Source organism: Chitinophaga rhizosphaerae (assembly GCF_003958645.1).
In the GTDB taxonomy this organism is placed as follows: domain Bacteria; phylum Bacteroidota; class Bacteroidia; order Chitinophagales; family Chitinophagaceae; genus Chitinophaga; species Chitinophaga rhizosphaerae.
Window position 1 is genome coordinate 130,214 of record NZ_RXLO01000011.1, and the last position, 21,988, is coordinate 152,201.

General features: G+C 49.2%; 14 protein-coding genes. 5 read left to right on the forward strand and 9 right to left on the reverse strand.

The window, feature by feature from the left end; genetic code table 11:
- Positions 1-11: 11 nt before the first annotated feature.
- Together EJ361_RS21860 and EJ361_RS21865 are read left to right on the forward strand one after the other, a co-directional pair.
- Positions 12-1,679 (forward strand): alkaline phosphatase family protein, encoded by a 1,668-nt coding sequence (locus EJ361_RS21860; RefSeq protein ID WP_126248333.1) that lies wholly within the window; start codon positions 12-14, stop codon positions 1,677-1,679.
- A gap of 30 nt (positions 1,680-1,709) precedes the next feature.
- Positions 1,710-3,386, forward strand: coding sequence for a LamG-like jellyroll fold domain-containing protein (locus tag EJ361_RS21865; RefSeq protein WP_126248335.1), 1,677 nt, complete (start codon positions 1,710-1,712; stop codon positions 3,384-3,386).
- Positions 3,387-3,514: 128 nt separating this feature from the next.
- Here EJ361_RS21865 and EJ361_RS21870 read toward each other — a convergent pair whose 3' ends face one another.
- The 6 genes from EJ361_RS21870 to EJ361_RS21895 all read right to left on the reverse strand — a co-directional run bounded on the left by EJ361_RS21870 (position 3,515) and on the right by EJ361_RS21895 (position 11,108).
- Positions 3,515-5,398 carry an O-antigen ligase family protein gene (locus tag EJ361_RS21870; protein ID WP_126248337.1) on the reverse strand — a complete coding sequence of 628 codons (1,884 nt, stop codon included), beginning with the start codon at positions 5,396-5,398 and terminating at the stop codon, positions 3,515-3,517.
- A gap of 25 nt (positions 5,399-5,423) precedes the next feature.
- Positions 5,424-8,057: a TonB-dependent receptor gene (locus EJ361_RS21875; RefSeq protein WP_126248339.1), complete on the reverse strand. Its 2,634-nt coding sequence runs from the start codon at positions 8,055-8,057 to the stop codon at positions 5,424-5,426.
- Positions 8,058-8,162: 105 nt separating this feature from the next.
- Positions 8,163-9,035, reverse strand: coding sequence for a GLPGLI family protein (locus EJ361_RS21880; protein ID WP_126248341.1), 873 nt, complete (start codon positions 9,033-9,035; stop codon positions 8,163-8,165).
- Positions 9,032-9,646, reverse strand: coding sequence for a redoxin family protein (locus tag EJ361_RS21885; RefSeq protein WP_126248343.1), 615 nt, complete (start codon positions 9,644-9,646; stop codon positions 9,032-9,034). Before EJ361_RS21885 ends, EJ361_RS21880 begins: the two co-directional genes overlap by 4 nt.
- Positions 9,647-9,652: 6 nt before the next feature.
- Entirely contained in the window at positions 9,653-10,705 is a 1,053-nt protein-coding gene (locus EJ361_RS21890; RefSeq protein WP_126248345.1) for a BF3164 family lipoprotein, read from the reverse strand.
- Positions 10,706-10,892: 187 nt separating this feature from the next.
- Positions 10,893-11,108: a hypothetical protein gene (locus EJ361_RS21895; RefSeq protein ID WP_126248347.1), complete on the reverse strand. Its 216-nt coding sequence runs from the start codon at positions 11,106-11,108 to the stop codon at positions 10,893-10,895.
- 608 nt (positions 11,109-11,716) lie between these two features.
- On the opposite strand from EJ361_RS21895, the gene EJ361_RS21900 reads away from it, so the two are divergent.
- Both EJ361_RS21900 and EJ361_RS21905 read left to right on the forward strand, forming a co-directional pair.
- Complete coding sequence (locus EJ361_RS21900; RefSeq protein ID WP_126248349.1) at positions 11,717-12,601, forward strand: hypothetical protein; 885 nt, start codon at positions 11,717-11,719, stop codon at positions 12,599-12,601.
- Positions 12,602-12,754: 153 nt separating this feature from the next.
- The gene (locus EJ361_RS21905) at positions 12,755-14,506 is read left to right on the forward strand and encodes an SGNH/GDSL hydrolase family protein (protein ID WP_126248351.1); all 1,752 of its coding nucleotides are present in this window, start codon (positions 12,755-12,757) and stop codon (positions 14,504-14,506) included.
- Positions 14,507-14,585: 79 nt separating this feature from the next.
- Here EJ361_RS21905 and EJ361_RS21910 read toward each other — a convergent pair whose 3' ends face one another.
- The 3 genes from EJ361_RS21910 to EJ361_RS21920 are packed head-to-tail and all read right to left on the reverse strand — an operon-like array spanning position 14,586 to position 20,669.
- Positions 14,586-15,902, reverse strand: a complete 1,317-nt coding sequence (locus EJ361_RS21910; RefSeq protein ID WP_126248353.1) for a DUF2231 domain-containing protein — start codon at positions 15,900-15,902, stop codon at positions 14,586-14,588.
- 53 nt (positions 15,903-15,955) lie between these two features.
- Positions 15,956-17,470 (reverse strand): DUF1501 domain-containing protein, encoded by a 1,515-nt coding sequence (locus EJ361_RS21915; protein WP_126248361.1) that lies wholly within the window; start codon positions 17,468-17,470, stop codon positions 15,956-15,958.
- Between the two features lie 4 nt (positions 17,471-17,474).
- Positions 17,475-20,669 (reverse strand): DUF1553 domain-containing protein, encoded by a 3,195-nt coding sequence (locus EJ361_RS21920; RefSeq protein ID WP_205687078.1) that lies wholly within the window; start codon positions 20,667-20,669, stop codon positions 17,475-17,477.
- Positions 20,670-20,849: 180 nt separating this feature from the next.
- Here EJ361_RS21920 and EJ361_RS21925 point away from each other — a divergent pair, with 180 nt between their 5' ends.
- The gene (locus EJ361_RS21925) at positions 20,850-21,728 is read left to right on the forward strand and encodes a helix-turn-helix domain-containing protein (RefSeq protein WP_164714364.1); all 879 of its coding nucleotides are present in this window, start codon (positions 20,850-20,852) and stop codon (positions 21,726-21,728) included.
- Positions 21,729-21,988 lie beyond the last annotated feature (260 nt).

Here is a 21,988-nt window from a genome sequence, read left to right on the forward strand (position 1 = left end):
AAAATTCAACTATGAAAAGATTTTATATCTGTTTACTGATAGGGCTGCTGGGCCTGTCGGCCTGTTTTAAAGACACGCTGCTGGTAGTGGGGCCGCCAAACGACATCGATCCCGCGGATACGACCACGGCGCCCGGCGCCTCCGGGATCAAGAGAAAAGTATTGCTGATCGGTGTTTCCGGCTTGCGCGGGGATGCGATGGAAGTGGCGCAGGTGCCGGCCATCGCGGCGCTGCTGCCGAATGCCGTGTATAGCTATGAATCGCTCACACAGCAGCCAACGCAAAGCGGCAGCGGATGGGCCTCGCTGCTCACCGGCGTGTGGAGCAACAAGCATGGCGTGAAAGACAATTCCTTTACCGGTTACGACGCCGTTAAATTCCCGATGGCTTTTCGCTACGTGAAATTATTCTTGCCCCGGCTGCGCACGGTATCCATCCAATCCTGGCCGGCGCTGAACCAGCAACTGGTGAGCGGTGCAGACGTATCCATCAACCTCCCCGATGCGGATGCCCAGGTGAAAGACAGTGCGGTGAAACGCCTCCGGCAGGATGATCCCGATCTGCTCCTCGTGGGCTTTACGGGGGTGAAAACCGCCGCGCACCAATTCGGCTACGGCCCCGATGTGCCGGAATACATGCAGGCCATCGAACAGGCGGATACCTTTATCGGCGATATCCTCGCTGCGCTGAAGGCACGGCCCGGCGCGGCGCAGGAAGACTGGCTGGTGATCATCGCTTCCGACCACGGCGGTATCGCCAAAGCGGAAGGCGGCAGCTCGCCGGAAGAGCGGAACATCTTTACGCTCTTCCATAACAAAGCTTTCACCGGGACCAAGGTGGAACAGCCGCTTACTTCCCTGCGGGCCGCGCGTTTCGCGTCAGACGGGCAATATGCCGCTTCTGCCAACCCGTTGTACAATTTCGACAGTATCAAACAGTTTACCGTACAGTTCAATGTGCGGACGCGCGGTTTCGTCAGCGATGTGCCCTTCGTCGGCAACAAAGACTGGAACAGCGGTAATAACCCCGGCTGGTTGCTTTGTCCGGTGGGTGCCGGGAAATGGAAATTCCAGGCCGGTAGCGGCAGCGGGAGGGTAGACATTAATTCTTCCGCGGCCGGGATCAACGACAACCGCTGGCATACCATCGCCATCACGGTAGACAGGCGCTCCGGCCCGGGCGAGGTATTGCTGTTCCAGGACGGCGAGCCGGCGGGCAGCAGTTCCCTCAACAACCTGTCGCCCTTCGCGCCGGCAGGGCAGCAGCTGAAGTTCGTGATCGGGGACGATGTAACCGGCAAATACCGGATCAACTGGGGGAACGATGATTTCCTCCTGTCGAACGTTTGCGTTTGGGATACGCTCTGGAAGAAGGAAGATTTCAAAAAGTACAGCGGATGCGATACCACACAGCATACCAATCCCTATTTCAGCCGGATGATCGGCTGGTGGAAGGGGACGGGCCCCAACGGCAATCAGCTGGCCGACGCCAGCGGCCGCGATAACCCGTTGACGGTTTTCGGCAATCCGAACTGGATCACGCAGGAAATTTCCTTCTGCAACGTGCCGCAGCCCGCAGCCGTACCGCAGTCGGTGGATGTATTGCCCTCCATTTTCGCCTGGCTGAAAATAGCGGCCGACTCCGGTTGGGGGCTGGACGGGATCAGCAGGGTGCCATAGCAGAAATTAACAATCGAATCAGAGCTTACCATGAATAAACTGAAGATATTTTGCGCCTTTGCAGCCGGGATGCTGGCCATCGCAGCCTGCAACAAACCCGTGCTGTTCGACGAGCGCCTGGGGCAAGACAGTTCCATCAATACCGGGACCAAAAAGAAGGTACTGGTGATCGCCATCGAAGGCGCCCGCGGCCAGGTGGTGAAAGATGCGGATATGCCGCATTTGAAATCCCTGCTCGAACATTCCATCTATAGCTGGGACGCGGTGTCTGACACGCTGTCCAAAGACGCCGCCAGCTGGGCGGGCCTTTTCACCGGTGTCACCAATCTGAAGAACGCGGTGAAGGAATCCTTCTACCGCGGCCACAACCTGCAGGCATTCCCGTCTTTCCTCCAGCGGCTGGCAACCAATGCTACGCTCGATATCGTCAGCGTGTCCAGCAGTGCGTCGCTGAACGATACCCTGTTGAAAAGCGGCAGCGCCAACACCTGGGTCAATACGGCCGGGAACGATGTACAGGCGCGCGACAGCGCGGTAAAACGCCTGCAGTCGGGCAGTCCGGATGTGATGGTGGTGGCGTTTAACGGGGTACAGCGTGCCGGGGTGGCCGGCGGGTTCAGTGCAGCAACCGGAACTTATATGGATGCGTTGAAAGCGGTGGATGGTTATGTGGGCGATGTGCTCAACGCGATGCGCAGCCGGAGGGATTTTGCGCGGGAAGACTGGCTGGTGGTGGTAACGTCCAATCACGGTGGCCTCGAAACCGGCGCTTATGGCGGCGCTTCGTTCAATGAAAGGAATATATTCCTGCTGTATCATCACCCGTCGTTCGTGTCGCGCCAGGTGGAAATGCCGTTGGTGAATGTGCCTTACGATGGGAAGTATGCTTTCTTCAACCGGGAAAACGGGGCCGACAAAGCGGCGTATACGAACGATCCCATTTTCAAAGTAGGTGCTGATCAGAATTTTACCATCGAATTTAATATCCTTACCCAGCTCAATTCCGGGGCAGATCACCCGGTGATCGCCAATAAGAACTGGGGCAGCGGCGGCAATACCGGCTGGGTGATCTATAAGCAGAACGGCAACCTGCGCCTGAATTTCAAGGGCGCCGGCACCGGCCGGATAGACGTCCGCAACGGGCCTCCCGTGGCCGACGGCAAATGGCACCACATTACGGTAACGTTTAACCGGCAGGGAACGGTCGACTTCTATATGGACGGGAAATTTTTCGTATCCGGAGGAAGCATTGCCAACAAGGGCAACCTCGATACGGGTTTGCCGCTGGCGATCGGGTCGGACGGGACGCTGAACTATGGCTACAACGGGGCCAATACCTCGGGTGAAAATTACATCGCGGATGTGCGGGTGTGGAATACCGTTCTCCCGGCGGCCACGATCGAAGCCTGGGCTTTCCGCACGGTGACGAACCAGCATCCTTCCTATGCCTCGCTCATCGGTTACTGGAAAGCGAATGAACAGCCGGCAGGCAATACGATCAAGGATTACAGTCCGAGCGGGGTAGACCTCGTAATACAAAATTCACCGCGTTGGGACGCGCGTACCGAAGTGCTCAATCCTTCTTCCATCGACGCTACGCTGCTGGTGCCACGCGCCATGGACCTGACGTCGAACGTTCTGGCCTGGATGGGCGTGAAAATGAAACCTGATTGGGGACTGGACGGCAAAGTGGAGATAGTAGAATAAATAGTCATACAACTTTTGTTGAAAGGGGGGCTATTTCCATGGCCTCCCTTTTTTGTGTAGCGGCGACAGGGTTGCAGCGGGCTGCTGTAAATGTGTTGTACACCGGCAGGCTTCCATCTGCAACGTGATCACTTGATGGAATTTCCGGCCTCCCTTTTTATTCTGTCTACTTCGATCGACGGCATCTTTACTGGCATAGTCAAAATTATATTGGCAGTTTTTGATGCCCGATCGCTGTCATTTACCAATTTGTAAAGTTTAAGCAAGGCTAGTTTTGTCCCGAATCGGGATGGAATATAATTGCTTAGCCACTCATAATTTTCAATCGCCTTATTATACCTGCTGCTTTTTTGATAAGCCATGCCTAATGCCGTTACATTAATTGAGGAGATATAATATTTTTTAGATTCTTCCAGTATCTCAATTCCTTTTTTATTGCCGGTACTGTCATGAACGAGAAGTAAGCCATATTCCGTCAGGAATTTGCCGTCGTATCGTAATTCCTGATATAATTTTCCAAATTCATTTCGCACTTCCGGATCGGCGTATCCCCAGCCGCGCAATTTATCCCATTGCAGCTTTGCCTGCCATTGCTCAAACGATTTAAAAGCGCCCAATGCTGCAACCAGGAGTGTTACGGATAAGATGGCTATCCCTATTGCCTGATGGGGAGGTTTCAGGTTGTTAAGCGCTCTTGGCTTATATCGGACGTTTTCATTCAGGATTGCGCCCAGGGCAAGGCAAAATAATAGTTCCAGCAGCAATATGTTTACATGAAACGGATAAGATGTAAAGCCACAGGCAAGAATTGTAATTCCGGTGAGTTTGGCGGCATTCAATAATGATTTGTTGCGGTCGGATTTGGTTTTAAAGAAGAGGAATAATAATACTATAAAACCCCCAAATCCGAACAATCCTACTGTTTCCAGCAATTGTGCATATTCATTGAAAAGAACGAAGCTCTCAGATGCGCTCAAAAAATATTGTTCCGGCGGATGGGTTTGGTTGGCGAAATAGCTTGCCTGCCACTGTGGGTAATGCCAGGTAAATCGGCCAATGCCGGTTCCCGACAGGTAGCACCCGCTCAAGTGTTCATACGCAATATGTAGTTTCAATAACCTGCCGGAGGCTGACAACTGTTTTAGATTGAATAGATAATACGCAGCATAGCAGATACCTGTTACAAATATCAGCGCCAATGAAACAATGAACGGCCTTGACAGTTGCCTGCAATAACGCCTGATCGCTGTATGATAGTTGATGGCCAGGAAGGAGAATATGAGCGTTCCCAGCGCTACAATGGCGGTACGGGATTCAGATCGCCAGATAATGAATGAAATGAATATAGTACATATACCGAACGCGATTATTTTGGCGGCTTGTATGAATTTCCGGCTGCTTTTCGGTGTCTGGTGCCCCGATCGGTTGAAAGCCAAAGCATTGGTGTTGAATAAAATGTAATACAGGAACGGCAATTGGGAAACCAGGTAGCAACTCAATACACCGCTATTTTGTAAACTTCCTGTAATATTGAAATGAGTGGTCCTGAACCTGAAATAGTCCATCTGGTCAAATGCCAGGTAAAGCTGCCACAGCAAAGACAAGGCAAGCCAGAATATTACCGTATGAACCACTTTCGTGTTGGCGGATATCATGGGGATGAACAATATGAACAGGATTACAATCCAGGTGAAATATTCATTGGCTAAAGTATAATGACGACTGTATATGATTAAAAGTAAAAATGTATTGGAAAGGAGTAGCGTGCCTGTTTGATACCAACTGATTGGCCTTTTGAAAAAGCGGAACGCCAAAAAGATTACATACCCAAACCAGCCGGTAAGTACCGCCCACGCGGCGAAATACTGTGGGTTGTTATCCAGTTCCTGGTTAAAAGCAAACCTGCAGGTAAATAGCGTGTACGCAAAGCAGGTTATGAGGATAAGCGAAGTTATAAAAATACGCAAATTTGCTTTGGACCTAAGAGCGGCGATTCCTGTGAATTTAAGCATTAGCTGGTGTGTTTAAGCCGGACGGCTACAGGTCGAAATGAGCGGAAAGCAGGAGCATTCTTGGTTGTAGCAGATAACTGTAAGTGGCGATCATATTATTTGAAGTAGATACTACATTATAAGTGCGGACATTTGCGATATTGTTAAAACTCAGTCGAAGCTGCAGCTTGCGCCAGGCGGGACGGGTAAAATTGTGTTGAACATAACTGTTCATAAGCAGCGCTGAAGATATGGTTTGTCCACGGTGGAACGATTGTAAATACTGGTTGCCGAATGAAACGGCAAGATTTTGCATCGGGTACAGAATGATCGATGATGTCTCGTTGACCTGGCTGTTCGATTGACGTTGAAATCCTGCAGTGGTGGAAGTACTCGTGTTGATGGAATAGGCTGCAGAGAATTTTATATCCATCCAGTTGGAAATAGTTGGCGTAACATGGAGCTTGTACCCCGATGCTTTGTGGTGTACATCGAAAAGTACCCCGTTCTGCATTTGTTGCGATCTGCCGAAAGAGTGGCTGGAATTGATGGCCACCATCGTATTGAGCGTATATATGTATTTACTTGCATTGCAGGTGAGGGAAATATTATCGCTCGCATTATTGATGGGCAGGGCGGTGGTTACAGTGAAGTTGTTTTGGATGATGCTCGCGTCTATAAAATAGTTTCTGTGTCGGCTGTAAGTGACGGCTGCGTTAGCGAAGAATGCCAGAATCATTCTTTTGAAATTGAACCCGATCTCAAACGCCTGTGAGCTACCGGTCAGCAAAGGCCTGTTGAAGGAAGAATAGTTGCGGTAATTGTTCAGGATTTTGCCGCCAAATATTTGGGAAGCGCCTGCTGCTTGCTGGCCGAAGCTGTAAGAGAACGAAAGTTGATTTTCCTTCCCGATTTTCCTTTGCCAGCTGATCGAGGGGTTGATGAAAATATGATCGAGCCTGTCTTTATTGTCAGCAACGGAATCGTTGAAATACCTGATGTGCGTAAAGTTAAAAGGTGCAGAAAGATGTAGTTGGTTCCGGTCAGTTTTATAAGTTACCTGTGGTGAAAGATAGATCTGCCCTTTCTTCCAATGCAGGCTGTTCGAAAAACCGGCCAGTTCCGTAGTGGAATGATTGGTTTGTTGCAATTGGAGGTCGGAATGAAAGTCTCTGTTTTGATAGTTTATACCTGCGTTTGACCCAAAGGTCCAGTGCCCGGAAATATGACTGTACGCGATATTGTTATTGGTATAGAAGGTGGATGTACGCTGGAATTGATGGGCGTTTGAATAGGGGATGCTGTCATTCAGGATATCAGGCATCGCCCCCGGCAGTATCGTAAGCGTTTGCGGAGTGTTTGAATACTGTACGGACGAATGATAATTGAATAAATGCTTTTTCCTGTACAAAGAATAGCCGACCGCAGTATTGCTGATGTTAATGTTCCTGGTTGAATGGACTTGCCGTATATTTTGCCCGTTCGCCATAATGGCATCTTCAGGGTTGGAACGGGATTGATTGAATGAAAGCGTATTGTCAAAAAATGTTTTGAAATTATTTACATTGTAATTTAATTGAATGTTAAATGCGTCAATACCCATTGCGGCGTTATTTCCTTCGAAGTATCTGACGGTATCATTCTCCGGAAGGTAATAGCTAATGGAAGATTTGCTTTCGGTCTTTTGTAGATCGTGTACATAGTACCCGTTTAAGCGGAGACTGCTGAATTTGTCGAATTTGTACATATTATTCAGGTTCGACATCACCGCTCTGTTGAAAAGGGAAATATGTTTAGCCAGGTCGGGCGCACCACTTAATCCGTTCACGCCTGTTTCGCGGGAATAGTCTATCCCTTTGTTATTTGATTTCAGTTCATTGATGGCTTTGTACCTGTCGTTAAACACCATGTTGTGAAATGCGCCATTCCATATTCCCGGCGTGCCGCCTTCGATTTCGGCGTTATTGATAATATGGAATTTACCTCTGTCTTTTAATGTTATGTTTATAGCGGCCTGATCTGACGGTACAATACCATTCAGCATTTTTACGTGCTGGTTGTGTTCGATCACCTGTACTTTCGAAATATCTGAAGAAGGAATATTGTCGGTTGCTATTTGATAGCGGTTGTCTAGCAAATTATCTCCTTCGATGTAGAAATTATTGATTTGCTTTCCCTGGTAGCTGATTACCCCCTTGTCGTCTACCGTGATCCCGGGCAGATTTTTGATAATATCCCCCAGATATCGATCGTCTTTCCTTTTAAACGCATCTGCATTATAACTTATCGTGTCTCCTTTTTGCACGATCGGTTTGCTCCCTTTTACGACGACGTCGGACAGCATTATCTGGTTCGGCTTAAGCTGGACCAGGTTTTCTTTGTCGACCGCTATGGGCTGTGTGACAAGTTTTTGGAAATTGATGGCGTTTGTTTTGATGGCCAGACTGTCGATATTGTATTTGTTCGAAATTTGAAAGCTGAAGTTCCCATTTTCGTTTGTCGTGGTAAAGGAAATCCCCGACTGGTTGCTGCGCCTGATGATACTCACAAATGCCTTGTTTACCGGTTGCCGGGCGGAATCAACCACTTTCCCGAAGATATGCATCGTATGGTCCTGACCTTCCGCTTGAATGGAGGAAGTCACCAGAAGTATCAGCAAGATTATATTTCTTCTTGTCATACGATTGCATTGTAAGGGGATATATTGCTGCTGGGAAGGGGCGAGGCAGCGGGTCCCTTCCTGGACGAGCGGGAGCCGGAATTTCTATATGTGAGCCATTGCCGGCTATTTCAGATCGATAGGATTGTTGTTAGTGTTATTCACATTATTTGCTCTCGCCCCCTGGGTGCCCGTATTGACACTTACCCCCGTTACAAATTTTATCTTGCCGTTATCGGCGCTATTATTCCAGAATGTTGCGGGATTCTTTTTGAAAGCGTTGTATAACTTGTTATATTCTTTGTAAGTAATCCTGGTAGCGTTTTTGGGGATCTCGATTTTTTCATTGGTTACGGTATAGTCGAGATTATTGAATGTATATACGACTTCGCGATTGTGGTCGTATGCTTCGAGTATCAGGCCGGGTAGGCCATTGAGCTTTCTGGGGCCGAAGCTGTAGGGGATGTCGCTGCAGAACCAGGCCGTATACATTCTTCCATGGCTTTCCCCCATTGCTTTTTGGCAGATATTTCCCTGGATCGATTTTGTTGAATCCAGGATCGTCCATTCTATTGCTTTCGCGGTGTCAGGTATGAGGTAATGGGAGTTTGCGATTTGTTGTCCTACGTACACTATTTGCTGCTTCGATATTGTTGTATATGTAACATCATGTGTGGTTTGGCTGAAGGAATTAAGCAATGTTTGCACTTCATTGTAGGGGGTTGCCGGGTTTGCTGCAAGTTGCTTTTGAATATTCTTTTGCGTAATGGAATCCCGGATTTTTTTCGAGTAGCTTGTGAACGAGCTTTCCGATTTGCCGAAGGCTAGTTCCATATCTTCCAGGAGAATATGGTCCCGCCTGGTTGTATCCGGCATATAATGAAATTTGTAATGTAATTTGCCCACAATGGCCTGGCCGGTTAAAGTGTGTTTGGATTGGGCCAAAAGGGATTTGCCGCCGGTTAAAATAAAGATAAGCAGAAGGAATGTCGGTTTCATTTTTGTTTATTGAGATGAGCAAATGGGACCTGCCCGATCGAATCAATTGCCTTTATCAGGTCTTTTTTGTTTTCTTCCCGATCAAATGGTATCCCCATATACAGGATTTTGGAATCGGCGTCTACAAGCACCGTTTTTACTTTTCCGGTTGCAGTTGTCAGATCGGGATTGAATTTCAATCCTTCATTGTTAATGTCCAGATAGATCGGAAACGGAAATTCCTTTAATTTTTTATTCTTGAAAAGGTATTTCATGTACCTGTATTTATCCGTAGACTGGCACAGCAGCACCATCATTACATGACGTTGTTGCAGGTTCTCCATATAGAAGTTTCTCCATTTGTCCACTTCGGCAATGCATACGGGACAGGAGAAGTCAATGCTTACAATGAGTTTATATGGAGCATTCATGATGGTGGCACTATCAATTTCGCTGATGAATGTGCCAGTCTGAAATGTTAAAAGATTTTTGGGGAATGAATACTTTTTTGTTTCGGGGGCGCTAATTTCATCCGGCTGCTTTGTCGTAATATTGCTTTTACATCCAACTGCAATTAGGGAAATAAGCAAGATGAAATAGCAACTTGTGCCAATGCTGTAGGGTATTTTCATTTGGTGTTACAATATAATGGACGATTTGATGATTTGTTTGCCGGCCGGATCTACTGCGTACAATTCCTTGTCATCTTTGGAAACGGCGATGCTGCTCACATATTTATCCAGATTTAGTCGCGCAACCGGAGCGCCGTTCCACCTGTATATGAATATGCTGTTCCCGTAAAATTGGTGCGGGCCTTCACATTTATTCCCCGAGTACAACAGATAGATGTAGTTGTCTGTTGTTGCGCCGCCTAAGAATGCGTACCTGGTTTTGCTGTTTCTTATTATTTTATTGAAACCTCCCATTGATTGGTATCCCAGCTCCGGTTTAAAGTTATCGGGCCCTCTGACGGTTTTTATTTTTTCATGTTTAACCAGGTCAAACAGTTCGATCTGGTCGGTATATCTGGCGGCGCTTACCAGTTTCTTGCCATCTGGCTTGATGAAGAGAAAGCTTTCGTGTTTGTTTTTCCATTCAAGCGCGGTTTCTTTTGATGAAGCGTTGCTATATTCTCCGAATTCCTTAACGATTTTTCCTTCTTTTGCGGTAATTATTTGAAGTTCTTTCAAGGAAGCATTATCTCCATTGGCGATAACGTTTAGCGCCGTATCGAGCAGGCACATGGAATAAAGGAACTTCGGAAGATTGAATTCTTTATAGGAGGTTGGTGCTTTTTTATCCGGTGTTTTCCCCAGATTGAATACTACCAGTTTGTTTGAAGAAATATCCTGCACCAGGAACAGGCTGTCGCTATACAAGCCACAGGATAGCGGGCTCAATACTTCTCCCGGGTCGCCTCCGAATTTTATTTTGTCGAATGATATGTCGGTCGCTTGACTTTTTAAATTAACAAAGCTCAGCAAGTAATCATATGAGCTTTGCGTATGACGCAATACCAGGAATGAATCCTGTATATGCAAACTGGCGATGTTGCTTTCTGTTTTTAGTATATGCTGGCTTTTTATGGATTGTATTTTCGGGAATTGGTTCTCTTCTTTATTGCCGTTGCTACTGGCGAAGCAGCTTATAAGTGCCAATAAGGGGAGTAGCAAGGATAATTTTACAGGCATTGAAAAACTGTTTAGGGGGTATGGAAAATAGATGGAATTTTTTTGACAGGGCAAACATAAAATAAGGAATGGGCATCTCCTGATGGCTGACTGCTTTCCGGATTTTTTCTAATGTATTGAATGTTATTGGGTATTGAAAAATAATACCCAATAACATTCTTAAAGGATTTTGTGTGAATCAGTGTGCTTACTGCTGAATTCCACAAGAACCGCCATTGTCGCTGTTCACGCAGCTGGTGACACCCCACAGCCCACCATTCAGAATAATCACACAATAATCACTGGGGTTACCTGTCCATCTGCATCCGCTAAGTGTTTCAACCTGAGAGTGCGCCTTGTTTGTAAAGATGCCGGCTGAAAGCACCATGATGGCAGCAAAGGCCATGAATAGTTTTTTCTTCATAATTGGATAGTTTTTTTGGGTAGTTGAAGATAGAATTGATGCTGGTTAGGGACAACATTTATTTTTGCTATAAGTGATGGTTTATTTACCTGTCGCGATTTCCACCCCGGAAAATTTCCGTACTAGATTTGAAAGCGTTGGTATACTGCGAATATATAGCAGTGAATGAACGGTGCCGAGTTTGTGTGATGCCTGGATGGTTGAAAGTCCTTCGATGTCGGAGCGTATCGTAATTTTCCTGTTGCGGGCTGTTTGCTTCAATAACTGTATATAATATGTATTGATCAATGGAATGGTAGGCCGCGCCCGGGCCATGACAATAACTTTGATTGCCGATTTATATTGACCTGCAATACGAAGTTCGCTTCGGTCGTATGTTTCACACAGGGAATGTACAGCATTCATATGCGTTCCGGTTCCTGGAATAATGGATGTATTTGTTTTATCCAGTGTTGTGGCGTAGGGACCGGCAATGTTTATTTAGTAGGGAGCATACCAGATTCGTGCCGATAGCGGCCGGCGTCTGCCTGTATAGGCGCAGCTGTGCCCGGTGGAAAAGGCAAACGGGTGCAGGCGGGTTTGTTTTTTTTTCTTATCATTGTTGATCTATGACTCAGCTGGTTTCCAAAGTTCAATATAAAAATTTCGAGGTCGGGGAATTCGTGGATATCGGGGAGCGGAGTTTTGAGGAGACGATTGCATTGATCAATAGTTTCCCCTGGAAAGCCGAAAGGGAGAATATCCAAATTAGCCTGACGAACCCTTCCATCACCATTGAAGGGAAGCATAACGATTTTCTGAAGTTGTCTGTGTATTATCAGCAAAAATTCATCCTTCATTACTTTGACGGCAATCAGACACTTTTAAAAAAAAGTTTTACCCGTTTGCAGGATGCATTTCCTTTCATACAAACGTTTTTCGGGCAAGCCCCGTTCGATCCGGCCGGTTTCAGGAAAGAAAACACCTGGTTGCAAAGCAATTTGAAGCATTTCGTGACCCAGGATTTTAGATACTTCCTGACGCCGAAATCGATCCGGAAGTATTTGTGGTCTAAATGCTGGATGAGTTTGCCCATATTTATGGGTGTGTTTTACATGTGGGTTAAGACGTGGTCTCATCCAATAGATATAGGGATTTGGGTGTATATATTTATTATGTTTTTCTTCGTAGGAGGTGGTGTGCACCTGATTTTCTTCTTTACTTACTTAAAATATGCGAAGGGTAAAATCCTGGTCATGTCGCGCGCAAATGATGTTTTTTATTATGGAGAGATAGACAATCCGGTGAAATACGATAAAAAAGACTTGTTGGAATGCACGATTAAGATCGTTAATGGATCTCGAAATCCTTATAATGCATTTGCAGTCGTAAAGTTGGAATTAAAGGATGGTACGATCATTCTCATTCCCAACATATTGGTGGACCATTTAGAGATGGTGCATAAGTTAAATGCGCATAAAGTGGTGTACGACTACGGTTTACCGTTCATATGATTGATAAGCCTGTTTTCTGAATGAATCGGCATAGTGACGATTTATCCATGGGCGAGTGTGGAGTAAACAAGTCCTGTTCCCAGACAGAGGTACATGTCATCGGTGCCTATCACCTGCATATGAACTTTGGATGATTCGCGCTATATTGGGCGAATGAACCGTTTTCTGCTTTTTACCGCGCTTCTCATATCCGGTACCCAAACTGGAGTTGCACAGGATAAGTTGACTTACAAGGCATGGGACCCTGCCAAAGAAAACATCGCCGTCCTCGAAGGACAAGCCTGGCCCAAACAGGTCAAAGACCCATACGACCGACTGCGGGCAAAGGCGGAAGGCGTTGTACGGCCTGCCGTGTGGTACTTGTCCAATAACAGCGCCGGGATGAGCCTCCGGTTCCATTCGAACTCCCCGGAGATCGTTGTGAAGTATACCGTAAAAGGCGGTTTGCAAATGTCGCACATGCCGGCCACGGGCGTCAGCGGGGTGGATTTGTATGCCAAAAACAGGGATGGGGGATGGATTTGGAGCAGCGGGACCTTTGCTTTCGGGGATACCATCACCTACCGTTTTCAAAAGCTGTCCGGCAATCAGGACCGGGAATATACCCTGTACCTGCCGTTGTACAATTCGGTGAAGTGGATGGAAATTTATGTGCCGGCCGATAAGTCTTTTACGCCCATACCCGTTCGCCGCGAAAAACCGATCGTTGTTTACGGGACTTCGATCGCCCAGGGCGCGTGTGCGACCCGGCCCGGCCTGGCGTGGACGGCCATCCTGCAGCGGAAACTGGACCACCCGGTCGTCAACCTCGGATTTTCCGGGAACGGCCAACTGGAGAAAGAAGTGATCGATCTCGTTGTGGAAATCGATGCCGGTCTATACGTGTTAGACTGCCTGCCCAACCTCACGGGTACGCCAACAGAAGCGTTAATGGAAAAGATAACGGCCGCTGTGCTGCAATTGCAAGCCAAACGGCCAGGTATTCCCATCCTGTTGACGGAGCACGACGGCTATACGGACGAGCTGATCAGTCCAAACCGGAAGGCGGAATCCGAAAGGCCGAACCTGGCGCTGAACGAAGCTTTTAACCAGTTGAAGGCAAAAGGGATAAAGAACATCCATCTGCTTACCAAAAATGAAATAGGCCAGGATATCGAAAGCATGGTGGACGGTGTGCATCCCAATGATATCGGGATGATGAACTACGCCAACGCCTATGCAAAAACGATCCGGAAAATATTTGACCGCCGGGAAGGGAATGTGGTCACGACCCGGCCGGTGACACAATACCGCGAGCTGCCCGGTTACGATTGGGAGAAGCGGCATAACGAAGTGCTGGACTACAATAAAGCACATTCGCCGCAACTGGTCATGATCGGCAATTCGATCACCCATTTTTGGTCGGGCGAGCCGAGGGCGCACCTGGCGAGGGGCGCCGCGTCTTGGGATAAATATTTCAAAGACAGGAACGCCGTTAACCTGGGTTTCGGATGGGATAGGATGGAGAATGTGTTGTGGCGGGTATACCACGGGGAACTGGACGGGTTTTCTGCGAAGCAGATCGTATTGTTGATCGGGACGAACAATTTGCAGATCAATTCCGATACTGAAATCGCGGAGGGGCTCAGGCTATTGCTGGCGGCCATCCGGAAGAAGCAGCCAGCGGCGAAGGTTTTGGTGCTGGGGATTCTTCCGCGGCGGGGAATGGAAGCCCGGGTTGCCGGGTTGAACCGGTTGTACGCCAAAGTGGCTTCGGATGCAAAAGTCCATTACGCGGATGCCGGCGGTGTATTGCTGGATAGCAGGAAAAAGCTGGATGAATCGCTCTTCAGCGATGGGCTCCATCCGAATGCAAAAGGGTATGAGCGATTGGGGGCGTTTATCAGCAAGCTGATCGGCAGGTAATGGCCAATGCACGATAGGCGGATGTGTTTCCAGTTCAAATGCCGGTTCACGATACTTCCTTAGGCCATATTCCAACGGCCTACCGCGCAGCCGTCCGCCAGCTATACACCCGTTTAATGGCCCTGTTCTTTTTCAGCTGATCCAGCCCTGTAGCCGTGATGCCCGTTTCATTCAGGTTTGCCGCTTCCAGGTGTTTCAGTTCCGTTAGCTGCCCGCAGATCTTGTCCGTTACCGGATTTTTATCCAGGCGGAGCTTTTCCATATTGCTTAACGCGGATAGGAAATCAAGATCGTTATCTGAAAACCCGTTGCCCGACAAATTCAGCCAGATGATATGTTTTGCCAGCGGCAAAATGGAAGTTTTAACATTCGCCGCCGGTATGCCGGACCCCGCTGGTAATGTTACATCCAGCATGAGGGGTTTATGCAGCATAAGTCTTACCGTGAGCCCTGCTTTCCGGAGGTTGCCTAATAATGTGGTGTCGGCTGTTGCAGGGATGTCCGGATTGATGTTTTGGGTAATGTCATGGGTTGCTGCTGGTGCCGGGGAGAACCCCAGGTACTGTGCCGCCACCGCTTTGATCGCCACTGTATCAGGGATGGATGCAAGGGCTTTCCCGGGCTCCGCTTTTCCTTCCATTATCCACCAGCTGATAAGCTGTAGTTCATTGCTGGTCAGCGGCGGTTTTCCGTCTGCCGGCATAAAGTCTTTGTGGTTGGGGTCCAACATTACGCGCCTGATCAGTTCGCTGGAGTCCAGGTTGCCGGGTTGTACGGCCGCACCGGTTTTCCCGCCTTTCAGTATGCCCGGAAGGTCTACCAGCACCAGGTCGCCTTTACTTTTCCCGCTCCGGTGGCACCCCGCACATTTGGTTTGCAGGATGGGCTGCACCACGTCTTCAAACAGCAGGGCGCTTTCGAGGTTAGCCGGTTTCGGCCTTTCCTGCTTTAAAAGGACCTGCATGGTAAAGTAATCATGGCCATGGGTAAGGCCGGCGCCCTGATGACCGGAATAGCTCATCAGTACTACAAGCCCGGTCAGCAATGCAGAAAACAGCGGGCGCGGCACCGGGATTTCTTTCAGGAAAAATTCCGTCGTTGAAAAGTACAGTAAACCAGCGATCGCCGCCAGCGAAATGCCGGATACCTTATGCCGGTTTAACGCATCCACATCATAATCCCCCTTTAAGGAAAGCAGATATCCAAACACGGCAGCCAAAACAGCCGCTATAAAGCCCGTCAGCAAAGTGAGGGGGACTGCCTGCTGCAGGTACCCGAAATTCCGGCTGTAGGATAGCAGGTTGAAAAGCAATGCCAGCAGAATGAAGCCGATGGGCAAATGCACGATTAACGGATGAAGCCGTCCCGAAAAAGTGAAAATATCCAGCAATATCATACGAGCGTTGTTTTGAGCGGCAAACTTGATGTCATCATGATGCGGTGATTGGATCAGGTCAGGATATCCCTTACTACTTTTCCTTCCACATCGGTCAGTCTGAAGCGCCTGCCCTGGAATTTGTAGGTAAGCCGTTCATGATCGATGCCCATCAGGTGCAGTAAAGTGGCCTGGAAGTCATGTACGTGTACGGGGTCTTTGACGATGTTGTAACTGAAATCGTCCGTTTCCCCGAAAGTGATGCCCGGCTTCACACCGGCGCCGGCCATCCACATGGTAAAACAACGGGGGTGATGATCGCGGCCATAATCCGTGGGTGTGAGCTTGCCCTGGGAATATACCGTGCGGCCAAATTCTCCGCCCCAGATCACCAGCGTGTCTTCCAGCAAGCCTCTTTGTTTGAGATCGGTGATCAGTGCGCCGGTAGCCTGGTCGATAGAGCGGCATTGCCCCGGCATATTGGCCGGGAGGCTGCCGTGATGGTCCCAGCCCTGGTGGTACAGTTGCACGAACTTCACATCCTTTTCCAGCAGCTTCCGGGCGAGCAGGCAGTTGGCTGCGTAAGTGCCGGCATCGCGGGAGCCGGGGCCATACAGGTCGAATGTCTCATCCGGTTCATCTTTGACGTCTATCACATCCGGAACGGAAGTCTGCATGCGGAATGCCATTTCGTATTGCGCGATCCGGGCATCGATTTCCGGATCGCCGTACACGCTGTTTTGCAGCTGGTTGAGTTGGGTAAGGTATGCCAGCATTTCCTTCCGGTCAGCACCATCATACCCTTCCGGGTTGTTCAGGAACAGCACGGGGTCTTTCCCGGATCTGAACTGCACGCCCTGGTATTCTGAAGGCAGGAACCCGTTTCCCCACAACCGCGCATACAGCGGCTGGTCTTTGGAGGCGTCTTTTGACACCAGCACGATGAATGTAGGGAGGTTTTCGTTGTCGGAGCCCAATCCATAACTTAGCCACGAGCCGATAGAGGGGCGGCCGGGCAGCTGGTTGCCGGTTTGCAGGAAGGTGATGGCAGGGTCGTGGTTGATGGCTTCGGAGTGGATGGATTTGATGATGCAAAGCTCATCCACCACTTTAGCCGTGTAAGGCAACAAATCACTGATCCAGGTCCGGCTTTCGCCGTGTTGATTGAATCTGAATGCGGAAGGCACCACCGGTAACAGCGCCTGCCCGGAGCTCATGCCCGTAAGGCGCTGGCCGTTCCTGACGGAATCCGGGAGGTTCTGGCCCCTCAGTTTTTCCAGCACCGGCTTGTAATCGAACGTTTCGAACTGGGAAGGGCCGCCGGCCATGAACAGGTACACGACCCTTTTGGCTTTAGGGGCAAAGTGAGGGATGGCTTTCAGGATTTCCTGTTCCATATCGCCCGAAGCATTCCCGATAACCGGTTTGGGCGCATTGCTGAACAATCTGTTTCCCAACAGCGAGCCCAATGCGAGGGCGCCGATGCCCATGGAAGTTTGGGTCAGGAAGTTGCGGCGCCCGGCCTGCCGGTTCAGTTTGGAGAAATCGGGGGTGTTGGGCCGGAACTTTTCTTCATGATGGTCGCACATGCGCTTATCTTTTTATGAGTGATGCATCCGAGTTGAGAATGGTACTGGCCACTACCGTGTTGGCCGCCACCATGGCGCTATCCAGCGCTTTGTTAATGGTATGTTGACCGGCATGCAGCCAGCCGCTTTGCTTTTGGGGGAACTGCCTGAATTTCCCCAGTTCCGCCTGCCGGAGTTGCAGGAGCAGATCAATTTCCTTGTTTTGCGCTGAGCGGCCGGTGAGTTTCCTGAATACATCGGCGATGGCTTTCCTGCCGTCTGCTTCCACCGTCATTTGTTCGCCTAATACCTTTGCCGCTTCAAGATAGGAGGGGTCGTTCAGCGTCACCAAAGCCTGTAATGGCGTATTGGTTTTTTGCCTGTTGACGATGCAATAACTGCGGGACGGCGCATCGAAGGTGGCGAGCGTAGGGTTGGGGACCGACCTTTTTACGAACACATACAGGCTGCGCTTGTAGACGGCGCTCCCGGTATCTGCGTGGTAAGTTTTGCTGTTGATCTCCCACAGGCCGTTTGGTTGATAGGGCTTAATGCTGCGGCCACCGACTTCCGGATTCAGCAATCCGCTTGCTACCAGGGCATTGTCTCTCACCATTTCGGCCGACAGGCGGAAGGCCGGGCCATGGGACAATAACCGGTTTTCAGGGTCCTTTTCCTTTGCATTGCCCGATGCCCGGGAATCCTGCCGGTAGGTGGCGGACATGACGATGAGTTTGTTGATAGCTTTTACATCCCAGCCGGATGCTGTAAAATTTACCGCCAGCCAGTCGAGCAAAGCGGGGTGACTGGGCATCTCGCCCTGGTTCCCGAAGTCGTCGGCTGTTTTTACCAGCCCCGTCCCGAAAAAGTTTTGCCAGAAGCGGTTCACCGCTACCCGGGCCGTTAAAGGATTATCCGGATGCGTGGCCCATTTGGCCAGGCCGTACCTGTTTTTGGGAAGGTCTTTGGGATAACCAAGGATGCTGACGGGGGTATTCGGGAATACGGGCTCGGCCGGCATGTCGTAATTCCCCCGCGTTAACAGATAGGATTTTTTAGGCGTTTTCATCTCCTGCATGACCATTAACTCTTTGACCATGGCGCCTGTATCCGACAGTTTATTCCGCAGGCGCATGAGTTCCGCTCTTTCGGATCGTAAAATTGGCTCAACGGCAGACAGGTAGTACTGTTGCAGGGCAGAACGGTCTGGTTGGGCCGCAACGGCTGCCCAGGTTGTTTTCTTTGCGAGGATACGCACTTCCAGCGGACTCAGGCAGCGGCTATACACGGCAATATCATCGACGAGGGCATTGGCGATCCCGAAGCCGCGGTCCCAGCCGCCAATTTGCAACCCGATCTCGTTGGCGCCGATTACACCGTTCACTACATTTCCGAAAAGAATGTCTTTATTGAGCTGGTCCATGGTTGTCTCCATTTGCAGGAGCGTGCCATCCATGTAAAGGTTGAAACCGGCGGCTTTGGACGAGCCATCGTACGTTACGGTAAGGGGGACCCATTTGTCGCGGGGAACGTCGGCGGTAGTGATCCGGGTGATGGCGTCCGAAGGGGCGGTGTGGGCCATCATGATTTCCAGTTTATTGTTTTTAAGGTATAAATGATACCCTCTGAAATTGTACAAGCGTTCCCTGTCGCCCTTATGAAAAATAACCCCCTGTTTTAATGCGTTTGGTAAGTTGATCCACAAGGAGATCGTAAAGGGTTGGGATTTGCGGAATACACCGACGGGTTTTACATCCAGCCAGTTGTCGCCGTTGAGTCGCAACGCTTTTCCGGGGCCGTTCGCGGCGAAGTCGCTTCCCTTTCCCGGGTCATTCTTCATCCCGCCCATAACTCCTGCCTGCATCCGATTTACGGTGTTTTTAAAATCACCATTATCGAAATTGTAATATGCCTGCAGATCGTCTGCCGGGATCTTGAATGCTGCCGTTTTTTGGTATTCTTTCTTACTGGTCCATTGTTCAAAACCAGCGTTGGCGTTGCGTGCCGACGCCTGAAGCTTCTTTTCCAGTTGCGCGATACTGTCGGTAATTATTCGGATGGCCTTTTCCTGTTCTACCGTAGGTAACAATAAGGTGGGCGTGGGTGTAGCGCCGTTGAACGAGATTTGTCCCGCTTCATCTATATTATTAAAGAAGCTGAAAATCTCGTAATAATTCGTTTGGGTGATCGGATCGTATTTATGGTCGTGACATTTGGCGCAGCCGATGGAAAGGCCCAGCATGGCGGTACCGAAGGTATTCGTTCTGTCTATCACATATTCTGTCTGGAATTCCTCTTCCACGATACCGCCTTCCATATTTTGCGGGTGGTTGCGGTTGAAGGCCGTTGCGATGATCATTTCCCTGTTTGGATGGGGGAACAGGTCTCCCGCCAGTTGCCATTCCAGGAACTGGTCGTACGGAAGGTTGGTGTTATAGGCTTTGATCACCCAATCCCGGTAGGGCGACATATCCCGCTCTCCATCGATGGAGTAACCATGCGTATCGGCAAACCGGGCCGCGTCTAACCAGTCTACCGCCATCTTTTCCCCGAAATGCGGCGAGTTCAGCAGGCGGTCTACCTGTTTTTCGTATGCTTCTGGCGAATTATCCCCGACAAAATCATTGATCTCTTTTAAGGTGGGTGGTAAGCCGGTAAGGTCGAGCGATACGCGGCGGAGCAGCAATTCCTTATCCGCCTCGGGGGCAGGGGATAATTTTTCCTTTTTGAGCCTGGCCTGGATGAAGTTGTCTATGGGGTTATTGCGCTTCCATTCGTTTTCATTGATCTTCGGGACGTTTGGCTTGTATGGTTTTACAAAAGCCCAGTGGGGTTTATATTCCGCCCCGTCTTTTATCCATTTTATCAGAACTGCCTTTTCCACGGCGGTAAGGGTGAGGTGAGAACTGGGGGTGGGCATTAAATATTGGGGATCGGTGGAAATGATCCGGTGGAAAACCTCGCTTTTCTGCAGATTCCCGGGGGCGATGGCGACTTTCCCTGCATTCTCCGGCAGATCTGCGTAGGCAAAGTCTGCAATATCCAGCCGGAGGCCGGCCTTTTGTTTGGCTTTATCCGGCCCATGACAGGCAAAACACTTGTCTGAAAGGATAGGCTTTACATCGCTGTTGTAATCCAGCGGCCCGTGGAGCGCATCATAGGCGGCCGCTACATCGGCCGGTAGGTCCGGATTGGCGGAAGAGGATACGAATACACTCATAACGATGATGAATGCCAGTAGAAACAGAATTAACAGAAACCGTCGCATCAGGTGGAATTTTTACAAGTTTCAGGTACGAACAAAAGCGACCCATCGTATTTTTTAAAAGTATATCAAATGCGGGATATGTACAATACACAAAGGCAACGTATATTTGAACAAATCCGACCTGTTACGTCTATGAACATCAATTTGCTACGATCTGCGTTTATGCTGCTGAACACCGATTATGTACAGTTGGATAAAAATTGGCAGTACCGGAACATCACCAGTACCTTTTACCGTTTGTATTATATAGACGGTGGGGAGGGCAAGTTGTATAACCATGCGGAAACGGTTTCGCTGGAAGCGGGTTTTATATATCTGATACCCAGCTTCACCACCTGTAATTATGCATGCACGCATCATTTAAGCCAGTATTACATCTCGTTCACGGAAGAATCGTCGGATGGCACGTCCCTGTTTGCGACCAACAGGAAAATTTTCAAGTTGCCGGCCAATGCGGAGGATATCCGTTGTATAAAGCGTATCCTCGATTTGAATCCCAACCGGACGCTGGGGGATACCTATGACCCCAAAGATTATGAGAAAACCGATATCCTGAGAGGGTTTCAGGATTTGAATAACCTCCTGCGGCCTTCGGAATTTATAGAAGTCTCGGGATTATTGCTGCAATTGATTGCCCGGTTTATGGGCGCGGACACTTTTTTCATGGAGGAAAGAAGGACGATCCATTCCAAGATATTGGATGCCATTTATTTTATGCAGACCAATCTGCGGGCAAATATTACGGTGGAATTATTGGCCGCAAGAGCCAGCCAGCACCCGGATTACTTCTCGAGATTGTTCCTGAAAAATACCGGGGAGCGCCCGTTGGCGTTCCTGCAGGCAAAAAGGATCGAAAGGGTGCAACTGTTGTTGGTGACAACGGAATATCCTTTTTATCGAATTGCCGAGGAAACGGGGTTTGAGAGTCTTTCGTATTTGTCGCGGGTGTTCAGGAAGCAAACCGGGCAAACGTTAGGGGCGTACAGGAAGCAGCATGAGGCGGTGAAGTAGGGGGCGGGGATTAACCTATCCGCTGTCATTTAATTTTTCATACCAAGCTTCCGCTGCGCCTGTTACTACCACTGCAAAAATTGCATCGATTATTGAAAATATGGATGGCACTAACTATGCTCAAATTTTTGAAAATTTGCGGGGTAGATAGTCTTTTACAAGTAATGTATTTAAGTTACATAGCGATGCACGGTGGCGGCGTTATTGACATTGTTGAAGCGCCGTCGCCCGTGTGATGTCTGAACCATTTAACCACTATT

Coding starts and splice junctions, on each gene's coding strand:
- EJ361_RS21910 (WP_126248353.1), bottom strand. CDS start 15,902: ATGATATTGCTGGATATTTTCACTTTTTCGGGACGGCTTCATCCGTTA.
- EJ361_RS21885 (WP_126248343.1), bottom strand. CDS start 9,646: ATGAAAATACCCTACAGCATTGGCACAAGTTGCTATTTCATCTTGCTT.
- EJ361_RS21920 (WP_205687078.1), bottom strand. CDS start 20,669: ATGAGTGTATTCGTATCCTCTTCCGCCAATCCGGACCTACCGGCCGAT.
- EJ361_RS21865 (WP_126248335.1), top strand. CDS start 1,710: ATGAATAAACTGAAGATATTTTGCGCCTTTGCAGCCGGGATGCTGGCC.
- EJ361_RS21890 (WP_126248345.1), bottom strand. CDS start 10,705: ATGCCTGTAAAATTATCCTTGCTACTCCCCTTATTGGCACTTATAAGC.
- EJ361_RS21925 (WP_164714364.1), top strand. CDS start 20,850: ATGAACATCAATTTGCTACGATCTGCGTTTATGCTGCTGAACACCGAT.
- EJ361_RS21880 (WP_126248341.1), bottom strand. CDS start 9,035: ATGAAACCGACATTCCTTCTGCTTATCTTTATTTTAACCGGCGGCAAA.
- EJ361_RS21875 (WP_126248339.1), bottom strand. CDS start 8,057: ATGACAAGAAGAAATATAATCTTGCTGATACTTCTGGTGACTTCCTCC.
- EJ361_RS21900 (WP_126248349.1), top strand. CDS start 11,717: ATGACTCAGCTGGTTTCCAAAGTTCAATATAAAAATTTCGAGGTCGGG.
- EJ361_RS21905 (WP_126248351.1), top strand. CDS start 12,755: ATGAACCGTTTTCTGCTTTTTACCGCGCTTCTCATATCCGGTACCCAA.
- EJ361_RS21860 (WP_126248333.1), top strand. CDS start 12: ATGAAAAGATTTTATATCTGTTTACTGATAGGGCTGCTGGGCCTGTCG.
- EJ361_RS21870 (WP_126248337.1), bottom strand. CDS start 5,398: ATGCTTAAATTCACAGGAATCGCCGCTCTTAGGTCCAAAGCAAATTTG.
- EJ361_RS21895 (WP_126248347.1), bottom strand. CDS start 11,108: ATGAAGAAAAAACTATTCATGGCCTTTGCTGCCATCATGGTGCTTTCA.
- EJ361_RS21915 (WP_126248361.1), bottom strand. CDS start 17,470: ATGTGCGACCATCATGAAGAAAAGTTCCGGCCCAACACCCCCGATTTC.